The sequence below is a fragment of the Pseudomonas sp. FJ2-5-13 genome (assembly GCF_029201605.1).
Lineage (GTDB): Bacteria > Pseudomonadota > Gammaproteobacteria > Pseudomonadales > Pseudomonadaceae > Aquipseudomonas > Aquipseudomonas lactis.
The window spans coordinates 5,758,803-5,777,878 of the sequence record NZ_CP104045.1; the positions used below are offsets into that span (position 1 = coordinate 5,758,803).

Sequence of the window (19,076 nt, forward strand, 5' to 3'; positions counted from 1 at the left end):
TCCTGTGTGAGTTATTGAGCCCAACGCAATTGCGTCGGCAGCGGTGAAACAGGTTCGGGTTCCGGTGGGGAACCGGGTAGCGACAGCACGCGGTTGAGCACTTCGGCTTCCAGCGCGGCCAGGCGGTGTGAACCACGGGCCCGTGGGCGTGGCAGGTCGATGTTCAGGTCGAGGCCGATTTCGCCGTTTTCAATCAGAATCACGCGGTCGGCAATCGCCACGGCTTCGCTGACGTCATGGGTCACCAGCAGCACCGTGAAGCCGTGCTTGCGCCACAGGTTCTCGATCAGTTGCTGCATCTCGATGCGGGTCAGGGCATCCAGTGCGCCCAGCGGCTCATCGAGCAGCAACAAGCGCGGTTGGTGGATCAACGCCCGGGCGAGTGCCACGCGCTGTTTCTGGCCGCCGGACAACGCCGCCGGCCACTCATTGGCGCGCTCGGCCAGGCCGACCGCTTCCAGCGCCTCCAGCGCTTTGGGGCGCCAGTCGCCCTTGAGGCCCAGGCCGACGTTGTCGATGATCTTTTTCCAGGGCAGCAAACGCGCTTCCTGGAACATCAACCGCGTATCTTCAATCGCTTCGTGCAGTGGCGCGGAGCCGGCCAGCAGCTCGCCGCCACTGGCGTTGTCCAGCCCCGCCAACAGACGCAGCAAGGTACTTTTGCCGCAACCACTGCGGCCGACCACGGCCACGAACTGCCCTGCGGGAATATGCAGGTCGATCTCTTTGAGCACTTCGCGGGTACCAAAGGCCTTGCGCAATTTGCGCACCGCCAACGGGATGCCCTTCAACAAGCGCGGAGGTTGTTGAGCGGTCATGCTGCACCTCCTTTGACTTGATACGCCGGGTGCCAGCGCAGCCACACACGTTCCAGCCCACGGGCTGCCAGGTCGGCCAGTTTGCCGAGGATGGCGTACATGACGATGGCCAGCACCACCACGTCGGTTTGCAGGAATTCACGGGCATTCATCGCCAGGTAACCGATGCCGGAACTTGCCGAGATGGTTTCCGCCACGATCAGCGTCAGCCACATGAAGCCCAGGGCAAAGCGCACCCCCACCAGGATCGACGGCAGCGCGCCCGGCAGGATCACTTGCCAGAACAGGCTGAAACCGGACAAGCCATAGCTACGCGACATTTCTACCAGCGCCGGGTCGACGTTGCGGATGCCGTGGTAAGTGTTCAGGTAGATCGGGAACAAGGTGCCCAGGGCCACCAGGAAAATCTTCGCGGTCTCATCGATGCCGAACCACAGGATCACCAGCGGAATCAGCGCCAGGTGCGGCACGTTGCGGATCATCTGCACGGAGCTGTCAAGCAAGCGCTCGCCCCACTTCGACAGCCCGGTGATAAAGCCCAGGGCCAGACCGATGCTGCCACCGATCACAAAGCCCAGGCCGGCGCGCCAGCCGCTGATGGCCAGGTGCGTCCAGATTTCGCCGCTGACCACCAGGTTCACCCCGGCTTCGATCACCGCGCTCGGCGCTGGCAGAATGCGCGTCGACAACCAACCCGCCGACACCGACAACTGCCACACCGCCAGCAATAAGATCGGCAGCACCCAGGGCGCCACGCGATGGCTGATTTTTTCTAAGTCCATAACGGCGCCTCAGCTCTGTGACGCAGCTTTGGGAAGGATGTCGTTGGCAACCATCTCGCCGAACGGGCTGACGTAGCCGGCGCTTTTGGGCAGCTCGGGACGTTCGATATCCAGGTGCGGGAACAACAGCTCCGCCACCCGATACGACTCTTCCAGGTGTGGATAACCGGAGAAGATAAAGGTATCGATACCCAGGTCCGCGTACTCCTTGACCCGCGCCGCAACCGTTGGGCCATCGCCCACCAGCGCCGTCCCTGCGCCGCCACGTACCAGGCCGACGCCGGCCCACAGGTTGGGGCTGACTTCCAGGTTGTCACGGCTACCGCCATGCAAGGCTGCCATGCGTTGCTGGCCCACCGAATCGAAACGCGCCAAAGACGCCTGGGCGCGGGCAATGGTCTCGTCGTCCAGGTGGGAGATCAGTTTGTCGGCGGCTTTCCAGGCTTCGTCGTTGGTTTCGCGCACGATCACGTGCAAGCGAATACCGAAGCGCACCGTGCGCCCCAGCTTTGCGGCTTTGGCGCGTACCTGCGCGATCTTTTCCGCGACGGCTGCCGGCGGCTCGCCCCAGGTCAGCACCATCTCCACTTGTTCGGCCGCCAGGTCCTGGGCGGCTTCGGAGGAACCACCGAAATACAGCGGCGGGCGTGGCTGTTGAATCGGTGGGTAGAGCAATTTGGCGCCTTTGACGCTGATATGTTCGCCGTCGTAGTCCACGGTCTCGCCTTCCAGGACACGGCGCCAGATGCGGGTGAATTCCACCGACGCCTGGTAGCGTTCTTCATGGCTCAAGAACAAACCGTCGCCTGCCAGTTCTTCCGGATCGCCACCGGTGACCAGGTTGAACAGCGCACGGCCACCAGACAGTCGGTCCAGGGTCGCGGCCTGACGCGCGGCCACGGTCGGGGAGATGATCCCGGGGCGAAGGGCAACCAGAAATTTCAAGCGCTGGGTCACGGGGATCAGCGAGGCTGCCACCAACCACGAGTCTTCGCAGGAGCGACCCGTAGGGATCAACACCCCGCCGAAACCCAGGCGGTCAGCGGCCTGGGCCACTTGTTGCAAATAACCGTGGTCGACGGCGCGGGCGCCTTCGGCGGTGCCAAGGTAATGACCGTCGCCGTGGGTGGGCAGGAACCAGAAAATATTGAGGCTCATGGAGTTGTCTCCTGAATGAAATCGGATTACGGCGCTTTGGCAACCGCGGCGGGTGGCGTCCAGATCACGTCCTTGATGCTCAAGGGCTTGGGGATCAATTTGAGTTGGTAGAAGCTGTCGGCGATTTTCTGCTGGGCGGCGACCACTTCCGGGGTCAAAAACAGCGCGCCATAGCCCTGGCGTTTCACCGAAGTGAGGGTGATATCTGCCGGCAGGCCGAGCAATGGGGCGACCTGCTCAGTCACTTCATGCGGGTTGGCCTTGGACCATTCGCCTACCGCACGCACTTCTTCTACCAACGCCTTGATCACTTGCGGGTGTTGTTCGGCGTAGGGCTTGGTGGCGAGGTAAAACTGATGGTTGTCGGCAATCCCGGTGCCGTCTCGCAGGGTGCGCGCTTGCAGTTGCTTCTCGGCGGCGGCCTGGTACGGGTCCCAGATCACCCAGGCGTCCACGCTGCCACGCTCGAACGCGGCACGGGCATCGGCGGGCGGCAGGAATACGGTCTTCACGTCGGTGTAGTTGAGGCCGGCGTCTCCCAGGGCACGCACCAGCAGGTAGTGCACGTTGGAGCCTTTGTTGAGCACAACCTTTTTACCCTTGAGCTCGGCCACCGATTTGATTGGCGAGTCCTTGGGCACCAGGATCGCTTCGCTGGTAGGCGCGGGTGGCTCGTAGGCGACATAGAGCAGATCGGCGCCAGCCGCCTGGGCGAACACCGGCGGGGTTTCGCCGGTAACGCCGAAGTCGATGGAGCCGACGTTCAGGCCCTCGAGCAATTGCGGGCCACCGGGAAACTCGGTCCACTGCACCTGCACACCTTGGGCGGCCAGGCGTTTTTCCAGGGTGCCCTTGGCCTTGAGCAGCACCAGGGTGCCGTACTTCTGATAACCGATCCGCAAGGTCTCGGCGGCGTGGGCTTGAACAATGGCGCCGAAGGACACAGCCGCAGCAAAGAGTGCGACCAGACCACGACGCAAGATGACAGTGCGCATGGCGCTCTCTCCAACTGTGCGATTAGGGTTTTGGCTGCACCTGCTTGGCCGTTGTCGGCTGAGTAAGGTGAGGGTTTCCAGCTTTTCGGGGTGAGGCTCAGATGCTCCAGCGAGCACTCAACAAACGTTCATTCAATACGTCAGGGTCCAGCGGTTTTGGCCGGCGCGCCATGGCGCTGTAGAGCTGCTCCAGGGCTTCGTGCAGACGCTGTTCGAGTACCGGCACCAACTGCGCCTGGACGCTGCCTTCGCCATAGGCGATCTGGCTGTCTTCGGCAAAAATACCGTGGAGCAATTCCTGAGCCTTGAGCGCCGACAGCACCGGCTTCAGGGCGTAGTCCACCGCCAGCATGTGGGCGATGCTGCCGCCGGTCGCCATCGGCAACACCACCTTATGGGCCAGGGCGCGTTCTGGCAGCAGGTCCAGTACGGTCTTCAACGCACCGGAAAACGACGCCTTGTACACCGGCGTGGCGATCACCAGGCCGTCGGCATTGGCGACTTGTTGCAGCAGGTCAATGACCTTGGGGCTGTCGAAGCGCGCATGCAGCAAGTCTTCAGCCGGGAAGTCCCGTATCTGGTAACTCACCACTTCCACGCCCTGCTGTTGCAGCCACTGACGGGTTTTATCCAGCAAGACCCCAGAGCGGGAACGCTGGCTGGGACTGCCTCCAAGTGTTACGACCAGCATGCAGGAGATTCCTTGAGCAAGTGTCGGCGGTTCGCTGTACGGCGATGGCGCCAAGATGGGATAGACCTTATCAGCAGATTTATATATCTATAAATCTTATTTATTCATTTGTTTATTCCATAAATACATAAGCGTTTAATCAATCGCCAGGCGAAAAAAAAGGCCGTCGAAACGGCCTGAAAACCCCTGCTGTGTGAGACGGTTTGGAAACATGTGTTGTTGATAAGGCCGCTATCGCGGGCAAGCCCGGCTCCCACAGGGGAATGCGGTCAACTGTGGGAGCCGGGCTTGCCCGCGATGGCGATATCAGCCTTAACGATTGGGTTGTGGGGTAAGGCGCAGGTACGGCTTCACCGCGCGATAGCCCTTGGGAAAGCGTTTCTTGATCTCTTCCTCGTCCTTGAGCGACGGCACGATCACCACTTCGTCTCCATCCTGCCAGTTGGCGGGCGTCGCCACCTTGTGGTTGTCGGTCAGTTGCAGGGAGTCGATCACCCGCAGAATTTCATGGAAGTTACGCCCGGTGCTGGCCGGGTAAGTGATGGTCAGGCGGATCTTCTTGTTCGGGTCGATCACGAACAAGGAGCGCACCGTGAGGGTATCGCTGGCATTCGGGTGGATCAGGTCGTAGAGGTCGGAGACCTTGCGGTCGGCGTCGGCCAAGATCGGGAAGTTGACCACGGTGTTCTGGGTCTCGTTGATGTCTTCGATCCACTTGTGGTGCGAGTCCACCGGGTCTACCGACAGGGCGATGGCCTTGACCCCCCGCTTGGCGAATTCGTCCTTGAGCTTGGCGGTGAAACCCAGTTCGGTAGTGCACACCGGCGTGAAGTCCGCCGGGTGGGAAAACAACACACCCCAGCTGTCGCCCAGCCATTCATGGAAACGAATCTTGCCGGCGCTGGAATCCTGTTCGAAGTCGGGGGCGATGTCGCCCAGTCTTAGGCTCATGGTGTGGCTCCTGGTGAGTGCTTATGGAGCCCACTGTGCATGGATTTTTTCTGATTTAAAAAGAATAAATATCGATCTATCTAGACGATAAAAGAATATTAAAAATCAGTTCATTGGACTTGGGAACGGCCTGAGGCCAACATCGCTTTCAAGGTTCGAGAAGGCCTTGAGACGCTGCAAAAAAGAGGGGTTCAGGAAGGGCTTGCGGGGGTTGAGCCCGACTTGAACAGCAAGACACCTTGCCCGGCATTGCGCCGGGCAAGGCTTTACAGTCTTACAACAGCGGGATCGAGTAGCTGACGATCAAGCGGTTTTCGTCCTGGTTACGCGCGTTGGCGATGTCGCTGCGCCACATAGCGTTCTTCCACGCCACGCCGACGTTCTTCAGCGGACCTTCCGGTACAACGTAGGCAACAGTGATGTCACGTTCCCACTCGGACTGGCCGGTGAACTCGGTACGGTTGCTGGCGACGGTGTCGATATGGTCGCCCTTCAGGTAAACCACACCCGCGGTCAGGCCAGGTACGCCGACTTTGGCGAAGTCGTAGGAGTAGCGAGCTTGCCAGGTACGCTCGCCGGCACGGGCGAACTTCTGGATTTGCATGTCGGTGGTGATGTAAGCCGACGAGCCGTCACCCTGGTTCAGCCAAGGGAAGTCGCTGCTGCCGTTGCTGACCTGGTAACCGCCACCGAAGGTGTGACCGGCCACCGAGTACAGGAACAGGCCGCTGTACAGGTTGTTGTCGACTTTGCCACGGCCGGAGTTCACGCCGCTGTAGTTGCCCGTCGAGAAGTAAGCGGACTGGTTACCGTTGTTACCATCGTCGGAGCTGTTGAAGTAGCGCAGGTCAGACTTCAACACGCCAGGACCGATGGCCCAGTTGTGGGTCAGGCCCAGGAAGTGTTGCTTGTAGAAATCTTCCAGGTTGCCGTAGTAGTACTGGGCGGTCAGATCCTTGGTGATCTTGTAGTCGCCACCGGCGTAGTAGAACTTGTTGCTCGAACGCCAGTTCACGCCACGGCTGTTGGCGCCGGAGATGGACAGGCTTTCGTTGTTGCTGGAGTTACGGCCCTTGGCTTTTTCGATCTGGCCGGCAACCAGGGTCAGGTCCTTGATGTCGCTGGAGGTGATCTGGCCACCCTGGAAGGTCTGCGGCAGCATACGACCATCGTTGGTGACGATGACCGGCAGCTTAGGCTGCAAGGTACCCAGCTTCAGTTCGGTTTGGGAGATCTTGGCCTTGGCGGTCAGGCCCAGGCTCGAGTAGTTATCAACGGCTTCGCCATTGGACTTGCTCGGGAAGACGGTGCCGCCGTAGGAGCTGGCAGTCGCGCCGTTGGTACCACCGCCCGAATCCAGGCGGATACCCAACAGGCCGATAGCATCAAGACCGAAGCCAACGGTGCCTTGGGTGTAACCGGAGATGAAACGCAGATCGAAGCCTTGGCCCCATTCTTCGTTGCGGCTCGGGTTGGCCGTGCCTTCGCGGTTATCGGTGTTGATGTAGAAGTTGCGCAGGCCCAGTGTGGCCTTGCTGTCTTCGATGAAACCGGCAGCGCCTGCTTGCTGGGCGATTGCGCCCAACGTTACAGCCACAGCCAAGGTGGACTTCTTCATGTACCGCTCCTCTCATTTCTAATTTTTGTATTTCTTTGGTCTCGGGTCTGACGCCCTCGATCCACAGATGCGCGATTAGCGCCAGATAGTGACTACCAAGTCAATCGTAACCTTGTGTGTCTACTACCTTCGTCTAATCGCAGTTGATTTGGTCCCTGCAGGGTAATGAGTTTTTCATACACCCAAAAAGAATTATTTCATTCTTTTTCATACGATCCAGGAATAAGACTTTCCGTGAAGCTGGCCGGTCCGGATAGACGTGCCGCTCCATAAGCTAATTCCTAAAGGGTATTTACTGGTGCTTTTTTAGATCGATTAGTGTGGCCGTACGGTTACATACGTCACTCACGATCAAAAAGGCGACGCCATCATGGCCAAACGCACATCCTCCCGTCAATTTGTTACAGTTTTTGTATCGCTATTACTTTCTTTTGGTGTCAACGCCGCCGACCTGACGGTGGGCTATCAGACCGGCATCGATCCCAGCAAGGTTCCCCAGGCCGACGGCCTCTACGAAAAAGCCATTGGCGAAAAAATCGCCTGGCGCCGCTTCAACAGCGGGCCAGAGGTGGTCACGGCCATCGCTTCGGGTGATGTACACATCGGCAATCTCGGCTCCAGCCCGCTTGCGGCGGCGGCGTCGCGCAACCTGCCGATTGTGGCGTTTATCGTATCGGCACAGATCAACGCTTCTGAAGCCCTGGTGGTGCGCAACGGCAGTGGCATCGACAACCCCCAAGACCTGATCGGCAAAACCATCGCCACCCCGTTCGTATCGACCTCCCATTACAGCCTGCTCGGCGCGCTGAAACACTGGGGGCTGGACACCAAACAAGTCAAAGTTGTGAACCTGCAACCGGCCGAAATCGCCGCTGCCTGGAAACGCGGCGATATTGATGGGGCTTTCGTGTGGTCGCCGGCCTTGGGCGAAATCCGCAAGAGCGGAAAAACCCTCACAGACGCGGCGCAGGTGGGCCAATGGGGTGCACCCACATTTGAGGTGTGGGTGGCGCGCAAGGATTTCGCGGAAAAACATCCTGACGTAGTGGCCAAGTTCGCCAAGGTCACCCTGGATGCTTTTGCCGACTACGCCGCCCACAAAGACAGCTGGACGGTGGATTCGGAGCCGGTGCAGAAAATCGCCAAATTGACAGGTTCCAATGCCGACGACATTCCGGAGCTACTGGCGGGCACGACGTTTCCGGATGCACAGGCACAGCAAACCGCTGCGCTGCTCAAGGGCGGCACGGCGAAGGCGATTGGGGAGACGGCGAAGTTCTTGAAGGAACAGGGGAAGGTGGAGACGGTGCTGCCGGATTATTCGGCCTATGTGACCGACAAATTCATCCCACAATAAAAACGCGGTCCAGTGTGGGAGCGGGCTTGCTCGCGAAGGCGGTGGTTCAGTCATTGATGTATTGACTGACACTGCGATTTCGCGAGCAAGCCCGCTCCCACATTTTGATCTGCAGCATTCTTAAGGGCCGGGGTTACAGAGCCTTTTCGAAGATTTTGGAATTACGCTGATAGTTGTACAGCGACGCCCGCGCCGACGGCAGGCGGTCCACGCTGCTGGGTACAAAGCCGCGTTCGCGGAACCAGTGGGCCGTGCGCGTGGTGAGCACGAACAAGGTCTTCAACCCCTGCGCTCGTGCACGGGTCTGGATACGTTCGAGCAACACATCGCCGCGCGCGCCGTGGCGGTATTCCGGGTTCACTGCCAGGCACGCCAGCTCGCCCGCATCCGAATCCGCGATCTGATACAGCGCCGCGCAGGCGATGATCATGCCTTCGCGCTCGACCACGCTGAACTGTTCGATCTCACGCTCCAGCACTTCCCGCGAACGGCGCACCAGAATGCCCTGCTCTTCCAGCGGGCTGATCAGGTCCAGCAAGCCGCCGACGTCTTCAATCGCCGCTTCGCGCACCAGTTCGAATTGTTCCTGGGCCACCAGCGTACCGCCGCCGTCGCGGGTAAACAGCTCGGTGAGCAAGGCGCCGTCTTCGGCGTAGCTGACGATATGGCTGCGCCCTACTCCACCCCGGCAGGCTTCGGCAGCGGCATCGAGCAGTTCGGCTTGATAGTTGCTGCCCAAGCGTTGCAAGTGCGCGGGCACTTGTTGTGGGCGCAACTCACGCACCAGGCGGCCGTTCTCATCAATCAGACCGGGATCGGCGCCGAACAGCAGCAACTTGTCGGCGCCCAGGTCGATGGCGGCGCGGGTAGCGACGTCTTCGCAGGCCAGGTTGAAGATCTCGCCGGTGGGCGAATACCCCAGGGGCGACAGCAGCACGATGGAGCGTTCGTCCAACAAACGGTTGATGCCCTTGCGATCGACCCGGCGCACCTCGCCGGTGTGGTGGTAGTCCACGCCTTCCAGCACGCCGATTGGCCGTGCGGTGACCAGGTTGCCGCTGGCCACACGCAGGCGCGAGCCCTGCATCGGCGAGGACGCCATGTCCATGGACAAGCGCGCCTCGATGGCAATACGCAAATGCCCCACCGCGTCGATCACACACTCCAGCGTCGCGGCATCGGTGATGCGCAAGCCTTCGTGGTAAGCCGGGGTAAGGCCGCGTGCTTCAAGGCGGGTTTCGATTTGCGGGCGCGAGCCGTGCACCAGCACCAGGCGCACACCCAGGCTGTGGAGCAGCACCAGGTCGTGGACGATATTGCCGAAGTTGGGGTGGTCCACACCATCGCCGGGCAGCATGACCACAAAGGTGCAGTCGCGGTGGGCGTTGATGTAGGGCGAAGCGTGACGAAGCCAGTTGACGTATTCGGGCATAACACCTGGGCCTGTAATAAAAAGCAGCCAAATAAAGGATCAATCGTGAAAGCGCACAGCGGCTGATGGTTATCGTCGGAACAGGCTTGGCGACACGCTCACTCTCCTTATGTACGAATGGGCAGGGGTAAATTTATGCAGGTTTCAGGCAGTAGTGTTCGATCAGTTCCCGCAATAGACGCACTGTAGGCGTCAAGCGTGACATTTCAAGGTATTCGCCCGGCTGGTGAGCGCAGGCAATGTCGCCAGGCCCGAGCACCAGGGTTTCGCAACCGAGGCGCTGAAGATAAGGCGCTTCGGTGCCGAACGCTACTGCTTCGGCACGATGACCGGTCAAACGTTCCGCCACCCTCACCAGCTCGGCGTCTTCTGGCTGCTCAAAGGGTGGCACTGCGGGGAACAACGGCGCGTAGTCGATCTTGACCTTATGCCGCTCGGCCACGGGTTCGAGCTTCTGGCGAATCGCGGCGCGCAGCACCTCGGGGTCCATGCCCGGCAGGGGTCGCAGGTCGAACTCCAGGGAGCACTGGCCACAGATGCGGTTGGGGTTGTCGCCGCCGTGAATGCAGCCGAAGTTCATGGTCGGCTGCGGCACGCTGAATTGCGCGTTGCGGTACTCGCGCTGCCACGCCAGGCGCAGGCCCCGCAGTTCGCCGATGGCGTCATGCATGGCTTCCAGCGCGCTGTGGCCCAGACTGGGGTCCGACGAGTGGCCGCTGCGCCCGAGGATGTCGATGCGCTCCATCATCACGCCTTTGTGCAGGCGGATCGGCTTGAGCCCGGTCGGCTCGCCGATCACCGCCGCGCGACCCAGCGGGCGCCCCGCCTCGGCCAGCGCACGGGCACCGGACATGGAGCTTTCCTCGTCACAGGTGGCAAGAATCAACAGGGGTTGCTTGAAGGGTTGGTCGAGCAGCGGCAACACCGCTTCGATGATCAGGGCGAAGAAACCCTTCATGTCACAACTGCCCAGCCCTACCCAGCGGCCATCGACTTCCGTCAGCTTGAGCGGGTCGGTTTTCCACAGCGCCGCGTCATACGGCACGGTATCGCTATGCCCCGCCAGTACCAGGCCACCGGGGCCGCTGCCGAAGCTGGCCAACAGGTTGAATTTGCCGGGGCTGACGTGTTGGATATCGATGGCAAAGCCCAGGTCGCCCAGCCAAGCGGCGAGCAGGTCGATCACCGGGCGGTTGCTCTGGTCGAGAGACGCCTGGGTGCAACTCACCGACGGCGCGGCGATCAAGGCGGCGAACTGCTCTTTCATGGACGGTAACGGCATGCGCGGTCTCCCAACTTCCCGGATGAACCTCACTATAGAGGCATCTGCGCAACACAATAAACCGTTGCGGCGCGTTGCCGGGCTCAGTCCTGTACACTGCACGACCTTGGCAGCCACACTTTTCCCCGGCTGCGCTCCCGATCCTGGATTTTCCGGCCATGCAGAAAGAAACCGAAATCAAGCTACGCGTCAGCCGCGAAACACTCGCCGCGCTGCGTGAGCACCCGTTACTGAAAAAACGCAACAAAAGTGGCTGGGAACGCCGTGAGTTGATGAACCAGTACTTCGATACCCCCGAGCGCGACCTGGCCCAGGCCAAGGTTGCCCTGCGCCTGCGCAAGGACGGTGACGACATCATCCAGACCCTCAAAACCCGCGGCCAAAGCGTCGCCGGCTTGTCGGAACGCAACGAATACAACTGGGACCTGCCCAAAGCCAAGCTCGACGTGAAGAAACTCGATGGCGAGTGCTGGCCCGAGCAACTGGCCGAGCTGGACAAAAAGACCCTCAAGCCGATCTTTACCACCGACTTCGTGCGTGAGCGCGCCGAAATCGCCTGGGGCCGCGGCAAGGCCAAGGTGGTGATCGAAGCCGCCCTGGACCTGGGCCACGTGGTGGTCGGCAAGCAGAAAGAAGAAATCTGCGAGCTGGAACTGGAACTGCGCGAAGGCGAACCGGCTGCCCTGCTGGAATTGGCTGCCGAGCTGGCCGCGACACTGGCCCTGATGCCGTGCGACATCAGCAAGGCCGAACGCGGCTACCGCCTGTATGACGCCAGCAGCTACTCCCTGAGCCTGCCGGCGCCACAGATCCACGCCGAAATGCCATTGGACGATGCCTTCGCCGCGATCCTGTGGCACCTGCTGGGCAGCAGCCAGCGCCTGGCCGAGCAATACCGCTTCAATGGCCACTGGCGCCTGCTGCAAGACTGGGTCGAGAACCTCGGTGAATTGCGCGCCCTGATCGGCAGCCTCGGCCAGGCCGCGCCACGCCAATCCACCAGCGAACTGCGCAGCGCCCTGGATGCGTTGCTGGAAGACTGGCGCCCGCTGGTCCAGGCCGGTGACGACGATGAAGACATCCGCAAAGCCGCACCCGAGCAGTTCATCGAAGAGCTGCAAGACGTGCGCTGGGGCCTGTTCTCACTCAACCTCTCGCGCTGGTTGCTGGCTCGCACCTGGACAGCCGAACGTAACGTGCGTGGCAACCGCCAGGGCGCTGCGCAAATCACCAACTGGCTGCCACGCCTGTTGGCCGACGACGCCGTCGCCCTGCAACTGCAGCGCTACCAGCAGCAGCCGGAAGATCTGGCCGAGCAACTGCCGCGCATCGAACGCATCCAGGCCTGGCTGCACCATGCACGCCACGTGGTGGACATTCCTGAACTGGACCGCTTGTACGGCGAGCTGAACAAACTGGCGCACCTGGCCAACGGGCCGATTACCGATGAATCCCTGGATGCGCGTATGCATCAGGCGATTGCGGTGTATCAGAATCGTGCCTGGAAGACCCTGCTGCGCCTGTAATATCGCTATCGCGGGCTTGCCCGCGATGAGCTTAGGTATCTACACAAATCTGTAACGCTCAACGGTAACCACGATGCGAAGCGAGCCGCTCTTGATCTTGATCTGCTTTTGATCTCAGGCGCCCCGTTAAACCACGCTGGCCGGAATTCGACAGGGATTTGGGGGGTAAACCGGCAGGGATGCCGGTTTAGCCGCCCCGCGCCATGGATGGCGCGTGGCGGCGGCCCCCCAAATCACTGGCGGATTACGGGCACACCGAGCCTAGGCGAGGTGCCGAGTGGTGGGGCAAGAGCGTTTTGCTTACTTTTGCGCTTTTCAAAAGTGAGCCGCCGTCAGGCGGAACCCTAAGTAGCCGTTACCGCAGCAATGGATATGTACACAATCCAGCTGTGTTGACTGTCAGGCCGTCTTCGCAGGCAAGCCAGCTCCCACATTTGGACCGTGGCGCGTCAGGTAGATAAGCGTCGACTGTCAGGCCGTCACGGGAGCAAGCTCCCTCGCCACAGGTCCAGCGTCGCCTCGAAGTTGTGTAGATACCTATGCCGCGATGAGGCCCTCGCTGTCAGCGCAATACTGGCAGGCTGGTGGTGGACTTGATCTCCGACAGCGCCACAATCGAGTTGACCTCCTGAATCCCCGGCACCATCGACAACTTCTCGAAGAAAAACCGCTCATACGCCTCGATATCCGAGGTGACGATACGCAGCAGAAAATCCACAGCCCCCATCAGCACATAACACTCCAACACTTCCGGAAACCCGCGAATCGCCTCGGTGAACTCGGTGAAATTGGAGCGACCGTGAGCGTTGAGTTTGACCTCGGCGAAAATCTGCGTGTTGAGCCCGATTTTCTTGCGGTCCAGCAGCGTGACCTGGCCGCGGATCACGCCCTCTTCCTTGAGCCGCTGAATGCGCCGCCAGCACGGCGACTGCGACAGGCCGACCTGCTCGGCAATCTGTGCGCTGGAGAGCGAGGCATCCTCTTGCAGCAAGGCCAGGATGCGGCGGTCGTAGGCGTCCAACTCACTGTGCATAAACGTACCCATTAATAGGATGATCTTGAATTGATTGAGTCGATTTATCGCCAAACAGGCTCATCTTAGATAAGAAATCTCCCGAGGCGAATGTAAAAATTCCTCCAGTCGAATTTGGAGAGTCAGCATGCACGCCGTCGAAACCGCCTACCCTGCCACCCGCGTCGATGCGTGGGCGGCCAATAGCAGCCACTGCCGGGCGCACTATCATATCGTCGCCGAGGCCGAACCGGACGTGCTGTGCCGGGTGCTGAACTACTTCGCGCTGCAATTGCTCACGCCCACCCAGGTCAGCGTGAACCGGGAAGCCGACCTGCTGAGCATCGATATCGTGATGACCGGCCTGAGCTGGCACCGCGCCCAAGTGATCGGTGAAAAGATTCGAAACCTGATCAGCGTGTGCACCCTGGAGCTGTGGTCAGCTGATTCCGAGCGGCCCCAAGCGCTGGCGGCGATGGCGCAGTAAAAACCTGCAATACACGCGCACGCCAGATCTTCAGCGGTTGGCTAGCCTGGGATTACACCCCGAGCCGCCCAGGAAAACCTGCATGCCCGTCATCGCCCACGATCACCCCTTGGAACTGCAGCAATTGTTGCCGGCGCTGGTCGAGCAAGGGCTGATCACGGCGCAGGCGGCGCAAAAGGTGGTGCCAGCGCCCGCCAGCCAGCACCCCCTGGAATGCATCGCAGCCCAGGGCCCTTGCCTGGAGACCTTGACCCAATGGCTGGCCCGGCAGGTCGGCCAGCCTTACCTGCGCATCGACCCGTTGCAGATCGACGTGGCGGCCGTGGTGCCCTTGATGTCCCACGCCTTCGCCCAGCGCCACGGCATTCTTGCAGTCGCCGTGGATGCCCGCAGCGTAACGGTCGCCAGTGCCCAACCCCATATCACCGCCTGGGAAGCCGGGCTGTCCCAGGTGCTCAAACGCACGATCAAGCGCGTGGTTGCCAACCCCCAGGACATCCAACGCTGTATCAACGAGTTTTACCGCTTGGCCAAGTCCGTCAGCGGTGCGGATCAAAAGATGACGGTGCCTGGCAATGTCGACTTGCTCAGCCTCGGCGCCAGTGACAAGGAGCCGGATGCCAACGACGCGCATATCGTCAACATCGTCGACTGGCTGCTGCAATACGCCTTTGGCCAACGGGCCAGCGATATCCATATTGAGCCCGGCCGCGACCAGGGCCGGGTGCGCTTTCGCATTGATGGGCTGCTGCATGACGTCTATCAATTTCCCCCGCAGGTCACCATGGCCGTGGTCAGCCGCCTGAAAAGCCTGGGGCGCATGAACGTGGCCGAGAAACGCAAACCCCAGGATGGCCGCGTCAAGACCCGAAACCCTGCGGGTATCGAGGTGGAATTGCGGCTTTCGACCCTGCCCACGGCATTCGGCGAAAAGCTGGTGATGCGAATTTTTGACCCTCAGGTGCTGCTCAAGGATTTTGACCAGTTGGGTTTGTCCAACGCCGACCAGCAACGCTGGCACGCCATGACGCGACGCACCCACGGCATCATCCTCGTCACCGGCCCAACCGGCTCGGGCAAGACCAGCACCCTCTACACCACCCTCAGGCAACTGGCGACCCGCGAGGTCAACCTGTGCACGGTGGAAGACCCGATTGAAATGGTCGAGCCGGCCTTCAACCAGATGCAGGTCCAGCACAACATCGACCTCACGTTCGCCAGCGGCATCCGCGCCCTGCTGCGCCAGGACCCGGACATCATCATGATCGGCGAAATCCGCGACCAGGAAACCGCAGAGATGGCTATCCAGGCCGCGCTGACCGGGCATCTGGTGCTATCGACCTTGCACACCAACGACGCGCCCAGCGCCATCAGCCGCCTGCAAGAGCTGGGTATTGCTCACTATTTGATCAAAGCCACGCTCATAGGCGTGATGGCGCAGCGCTTGGTGCGGGTTCTGTGCAGCCATTGCAAGCGCCCCATGGGCCAGGAGGACGCTGGCGGCTTTGATGCTGTCGGCTGTGCGCAATGCCGTGACAGCGGTTATCGAGGCCGGGCCGGGCTGTATGAAATCATGCTCATGGACCCAGCCCTCCAGGCGCTGGTCACCCCGGGCGCGGACGTACAAGCCCTGCGCCGTGGGGCACTGGCGCAGGGCATGAGCAGCCTGCGCATGGCCGGCATCGAGAAAGTGAAGGCCGGACTGACCACGATGACGGAGGTATTGCGGGTCACGCCAGGGGATTCAGAAACAAATCCTTTGTTTATTGGGGCATGAAACCGTCTTTATCCGTGACCAGACCGTTACAATCGGCCTAATGTCATTCACTGACACCTTCAGATAGGGAATCGCTATGCAGATCGGAACCGTACTGCTTCTGTTCGTAGGCTTGGCCATCGCCATCCTGTTCATGGGTTTCAAAGTGGTGCCCCAGGGCTACCAATGGACCGTCGAGCGTTTCGGCCGCTACACCAACACCTTGAAACCCGGCCTGAATATCATCATCCCGGTCATGGACCGCATCGGTCGCAAGATCAACGTGATGGAAAGCGTGCTGGATATCCCGCCTCAAGAAGTCATCACCGCCGACAATGCCACCGTGCAGATCGATGCCGTGTGCTTCTTCCAGGTGGTCAACACCGCCCAGGCCGCCTATGAGGTCAACAACCTCGAACATGCTATCCGCAACCTGCTGCAGACCAATATCCGCACCGTACTCGGCTCCATGGAGCTGGACGCCATGCTGAGCCAGCGTGACGGCATCAACGAGAAACTCCTGCGCACTGTGGATGAAGCCACTGCGCCATGGGGCATCAAGATCACCCGTATCGAGATCAAGGACATCAGCCCGCCCGCCGACCTGATGGCCGCCATGTCCGGCCAGATGAAAGCCGAGCGAATCAAGCGTGCACAGATCCTCGAAGCAGAAGGCCTGCGGGCGTCGGCGATCCTGACAGCGGAAGGCAAAAAGCAAGCGCAAATCCTTGAAGCCGAAGGCAGCCGCCAGGCCGCGTTCCTGGAATCCGAGGCACGTGAGCGTCAGGCTGAAGCCGAAGCGCGGGCGACACAAGTGGTGTCCGAAGCCATCGCGTCCGGCAATGTGCAGGCGGTGAACTACTTCGTCGCGCAAAAATACATCGACGCCTTGGGCAAGCTTGCGTCGGCCAACAACAGCAAGGTCATCCTGATGCCGCTAGAAGCCAGCCAAGTGATTGGCGCCGTGGGCGGTATCGGCGAAATCGTCAAGGCAACCTTCGGCAACCAGAAAGGCTGAGGCCATCACCATGTGGGACTTCCTGCTGCATTTGTCGTTCTGGGACTGGTTGGCACTGGGCACCGTGCTGTTGATTCTCGAGGTGTTCGGTGCCGGAGGCTACCTGCTGTGGATGGGTATCGCCGCCGCTGCCGTGGGCGTGATCAAGTTCCTGTTCCCACCGCTCGGGCTGGAATGGCAACTGCTGCTGTTTGCGATGTTGTCGATACTGACTGCCGTGTACTGGTGGAAACGCCAACGCAGCAGCGCCAAGGCCAGTGATCAACCGGGGTTGAACGAGCGCGGTTCAGAGTTGGTGGGGCGCACTTTCGTGGTGCATCAAGCCATTGTGGATGGTCGCGGCAAGGTCAAAGTCGGCGATGGCGTGTGGATGGTCACCGGTGCCGACGCCCCCGTGGGCGCTCAAGTCCGCGTGGTTGGGCAGGATGGGGTTATTTTAAAGGTTGAAACTGTTTAGTCAGTGATGGAACTGGATCGGGTTAACTACAATCAAAACGTACAGATAACCCACCGGAGTCACCCATCATGCGTCTCAAATATGCTGTCGCAACCCTCGCTGTGCTTTCCCTACCTGTCGGCTCAGCCATGGCCGATAGCTTCTGGCGTAATGTCATCTCGTCGGGCGCCACCACTGGCTCGACTTACCTGACGTTCAAGGACCACAAGCTGGTGGTCGCGGCCCAGGACGACGCAGGCAGCTTCGTCGCCAGCGACGGCGGCATTCGCGGCCCGTACCTGGAAGCGGCGATGCAGAAGGTCCGCGCCGACAACCCTGGCCTCCAAGCCACGGACATGGAACTGGCTAACGCCATCCTGGCGAAGAATGCTGTCACCGAGTAATAACTGCCCTCATAAAAAATGCCGCTTTTTCAAGCGGCATTTTTTTGCCTGTTGTATGACGAATCGTTCATGGATGACAGGCTATATTCAGTCTCAGCGTGCAACCATGCCCCACTGACACGTGTATTTTTCATCGCCTACCTGAAACGGATGCCTTCTTCGTCATGAGCCAACAGCCCTTCCTGCCGTTTTCCAAACCGACCATTGATGAAGCCACCATCACGGCGGTCGGTGATGTTCTGCGTTCCGGCTGGATCACCAGCGGGCCAAAGGTGCAGGCGTTCGAAGCACAGTTGTCGGAGTATTTTGGCGGCCGTCCGGTGCGCACCTTCAACTCGGGCACCTGCACCATGGAGATCGCCTTGCGCATCGCCGGAATCGGGCCTGGGGATGAAGTCATCACCACGCCAATCTCCTGGGTTGCCACGGCCAACGTGATTCTCGAAGTCGGCGCCACTCCCGTCTTTGCCGACATCGACCCGGTGACGCGCAATATCGACCTGGCCCAGGTGGAAGCCGCCATTACCCCGCGCACCAAGGCGATCATCCCGGTCTACCTGGCCGGCTTGCCCCTGGATATGCCGATGCTCTACGCGCTGGCCAACAAGTACAACCTACGCATTGTCGAAGATGCCGCCCAGGCCCTGGGGTCCAGCTGGGATGGGGAACGCATCGGCGCAACCGGCGACTTCGTGTCCTTCAGCTTCCAGGCGAACAAGAACATCACGTCGTCCGAAGGCGGCTGCCTGGTGTTGAACAACGCCGAAGAGGCCCGTCTGGCCGAGAAGTACCGCCTGCAAGGCGTCACCCGCAGCGGCTTCGATGGTCTGGATGTGGATGTGCTGGGGGGCAAGTTCAACATGACCGACATTGCCGCCGCCATCGGCCTGGGGCAATTCGCGCACATCGAGAAGATCACCGCCCATCGCCAGAACCTGGCACGGCACTATTTCAAGTGCTTGGGCAGCGATTTCGAAGCCCAATACGGCGCGCAACTGCCGCCGGCCGACTTCGAAAACAGCAACTGGCACCTGTTCCAACTGGTGTTGCCAGAGCGCCAGGATGGCCTACCAGCCCGTGCGACGTTCATGGAAAAGATGCAGGCCCACGGCGTGGGTATCGGCTATCACTACCCACCGATCCACCTGCTGAGCCTGTATCGGGCACAGGGTTTCAAGGAAGGCATGTTCCCGGTGGCAGAGCGTGTTGGGCGTTTGATCGTGTCGTTGCCGATGTTCACGGCGATGACAGAGGCGGATGTGGAGCGAGCTGTAGCGGCGGTTAAAGCCGTACTGAACACTCAAGGTTGATGCAGTACAGTGTGGGAGCGGGCTTGCTCGCGAATGCGGAGTG

General features: G+C 60.5%; 18 protein-coding genes. 8 read left to right on the plus strand and 10 right to left on the minus strand.

Going from position 1 to position 19,076, the window contains the following annotated elements; genetic code table 11:
* Positions 1 to 11: 11 nt before the first annotated feature.
* From ssuB to N2A98_RS25685, 7 genes are all read right to left on the minus strand, one after another.
* Positions 12 to 818, minus strand: a complete 807-nt coding sequence (gene ssuB, locus N2A98_RS25655) for an aliphatic sulfonates ABC transporter ATP-binding protein (protein ID WP_044269683.1) — start codon at positions 816 to 818, stop codon at positions 12 to 14.
* On the minus strand, positions 815 to 1,600 hold the full coding sequence (gene ssuC, locus N2A98_RS25660; RefSeq protein WP_003195258.1) for an aliphatic sulfonate ABC transporter permease SsuC: 786 nt from the start codon (positions 1,598 to 1,600) through the stop codon (positions 815 to 817). Before ssuC ends, ssuB begins: the two co-directional genes overlap by 4 nt.
* A 9-nt stretch (positions 1,601 to 1,609) precedes the next feature.
* Positions 1,610 to 2,758, minus strand: coding sequence for an FMNH2-dependent alkanesulfonate monooxygenase (gene ssuD, locus N2A98_RS25665; protein WP_003195260.1), 1,149 nt, complete (start codon positions 2,756 to 2,758; stop codon positions 1,610 to 1,612).
* 26 nt (positions 2,759 to 2,784) lie between these two features.
* The gene (locus N2A98_RS25670; RefSeq protein WP_275622797.1) at positions 2,785 to 3,753 is read right to left on the minus strand and encodes a sulfonate ABC transporter substrate-binding protein; all 969 of its coding nucleotides are present in this window, start codon (positions 3,751 to 3,753) and stop codon (positions 2,785 to 2,787) included.
* A 97-nt stretch (positions 3,754 to 3,850) separates the two neighbouring features.
* Entirely contained in the window at positions 3,851 to 4,444 is a 594-nt protein-coding gene (gene ssuE, locus N2A98_RS25675) for an NADPH-dependent FMN reductase (protein WP_020301824.1), read from the minus strand.
* 312 nt (positions 4,445 to 4,756) lie between these two features.
* On the minus strand, positions 4,757 to 5,395 hold the full coding sequence (locus tag N2A98_RS25680) for a peroxiredoxin (RefSeq protein WP_003195267.1): 639 nt from the start codon (positions 5,393 to 5,395) through the stop codon (positions 4,757 to 4,759).
* 274 nt (positions 5,396 to 5,669) lie between these two features.
* The gene (locus N2A98_RS25685; protein WP_044269685.1) at positions 5,670 to 7,013 is read right to left on the minus strand and encodes an OprD family porin; all 1,344 of its coding nucleotides are present in this window, start codon (positions 7,011 to 7,013) and stop codon (positions 5,670 to 5,672) included.
* A gap of 370 nt (positions 7,014 to 7,383) precedes the next feature.
* On the opposite strand from N2A98_RS25685, the gene tauA reads away from it, so the two are divergent.
* The gene (gene tauA / locus N2A98_RS25690; protein ID WP_275622798.1) at positions 7,384 to 8,370 is read left to right on the plus strand and encodes a taurine ABC transporter substrate-binding protein; all 987 of its coding nucleotides are present in this window, start codon (positions 7,384 to 7,386) and stop codon (positions 8,368 to 8,370) included.
* A gap of 133 nt (positions 8,371 to 8,503) precedes the next feature.
* On the opposite strand, the gene argA is transcribed toward tauA, so the two are convergent.
* Positions 8,504 to 9,802 (minus strand): amino-acid N-acetyltransferase, encoded by a 1,299-nt coding sequence (gene argA, locus N2A98_RS25695; RefSeq protein ID WP_003195273.1) that lies wholly within the window; start codon positions 9,800 to 9,802, stop codon positions 8,504 to 8,506.
* 133 nt (positions 9,803 to 9,935) lie between these two features.
* Positions 9,936 to 11,084 carry an acetylornithine deacetylase gene (argE, locus tag N2A98_RS25700; protein WP_003195275.1) on the minus strand — a complete coding sequence of 383 codons (1,149 nt, stop codon included), beginning with the start codon at positions 11,082 to 11,084 and terminating at the stop codon, positions 9,936 to 9,938.
* Positions 11,085 to 11,242: 158 nt separating this feature from the next.
* Between argE and N2A98_RS25705 the strand changes: the two genes are divergently transcribed.
* Entirely contained in the window at positions 11,243 to 12,610 is a 1,368-nt protein-coding gene (locus tag N2A98_RS25705; protein ID WP_056783153.1) for a CYTH domain-containing protein, read from the plus strand.
* Between the two features lie 562 nt (positions 12,611 to 13,172).
* Here the strand turns inward: N2A98_RS25705 and N2A98_RS25710 are convergent.
* The gene (locus N2A98_RS25710; protein WP_003195279.1) at positions 13,173 to 13,643 is read right to left on the minus strand and encodes an Lrp/AsnC family transcriptional regulator; all 471 of its coding nucleotides are present in this window, start codon (positions 13,641 to 13,643) and stop codon (positions 13,173 to 13,175) included.
* A 127-nt stretch (positions 13,644 to 13,770) separates the two neighbouring features.
* Here N2A98_RS25710 and N2A98_RS25715 point away from each other — a divergent pair, with 127 nt between their 5' ends.
* The 6 genes from N2A98_RS25715 (at position 13,771) to N2A98_RS25740 (ending at position 19,033) form a co-directional block, all read left to right on the plus strand.
* Positions 13,771 to 14,109, plus strand: a complete 339-nt coding sequence (locus N2A98_RS25715) for a hypothetical protein (protein ID WP_044269712.1) — start codon at positions 13,771 to 13,773, stop codon at positions 14,107 to 14,109.
* 82 nt (positions 14,110 to 14,191) lie between these two features.
* Positions 14,192 to 15,886 carry a GspE/PulE family protein gene (locus N2A98_RS25720; protein ID WP_078804020.1) on the plus strand — a complete coding sequence of 565 codons (1,695 nt, stop codon included), beginning with the start codon at positions 14,192 to 14,194 and terminating at the stop codon, positions 15,884 to 15,886.
* A 76-nt stretch (positions 15,887 to 15,962) separates the two neighbouring features.
* The gene (locus N2A98_RS25725; RefSeq protein WP_003195285.1) at positions 15,963 to 16,883 is read left to right on the plus strand and encodes an SPFH domain-containing protein; all 921 of its coding nucleotides are present in this window, start codon (positions 15,963 to 15,965) and stop codon (positions 16,881 to 16,883) included.
* Between the two features lie 10 nt (positions 16,884 to 16,893).
* Positions 16,894 to 17,340, plus strand: coding sequence for an NfeD family protein (locus N2A98_RS25730; RefSeq protein ID WP_044269716.1), 447 nt, complete (start codon positions 16,894 to 16,896; stop codon positions 17,338 to 17,340).
* A 68-nt stretch (positions 17,341 to 17,408) separates the two neighbouring features.
* On the plus strand, positions 17,409 to 17,723 hold the full coding sequence (locus N2A98_RS25735; RefSeq protein WP_003176799.1) for a DUF2388 domain-containing protein: 315 nt from the start codon (positions 17,409 to 17,411) through the stop codon (positions 17,721 to 17,723).
* A 164-nt stretch (positions 17,724 to 17,887) separates the two neighbouring features.
* Positions 17,888 to 19,033 carry a DegT/DnrJ/EryC1/StrS aminotransferase family protein gene (locus N2A98_RS25740; RefSeq protein ID WP_044269718.1) on the plus strand — a complete coding sequence of 382 codons (1,146 nt, stop codon included), beginning with the start codon at positions 17,888 to 17,890 and terminating at the stop codon, positions 19,031 to 19,033.
* The last annotated feature ends 43 nt before the right edge of the window (positions 19,034 to 19,076 follow it).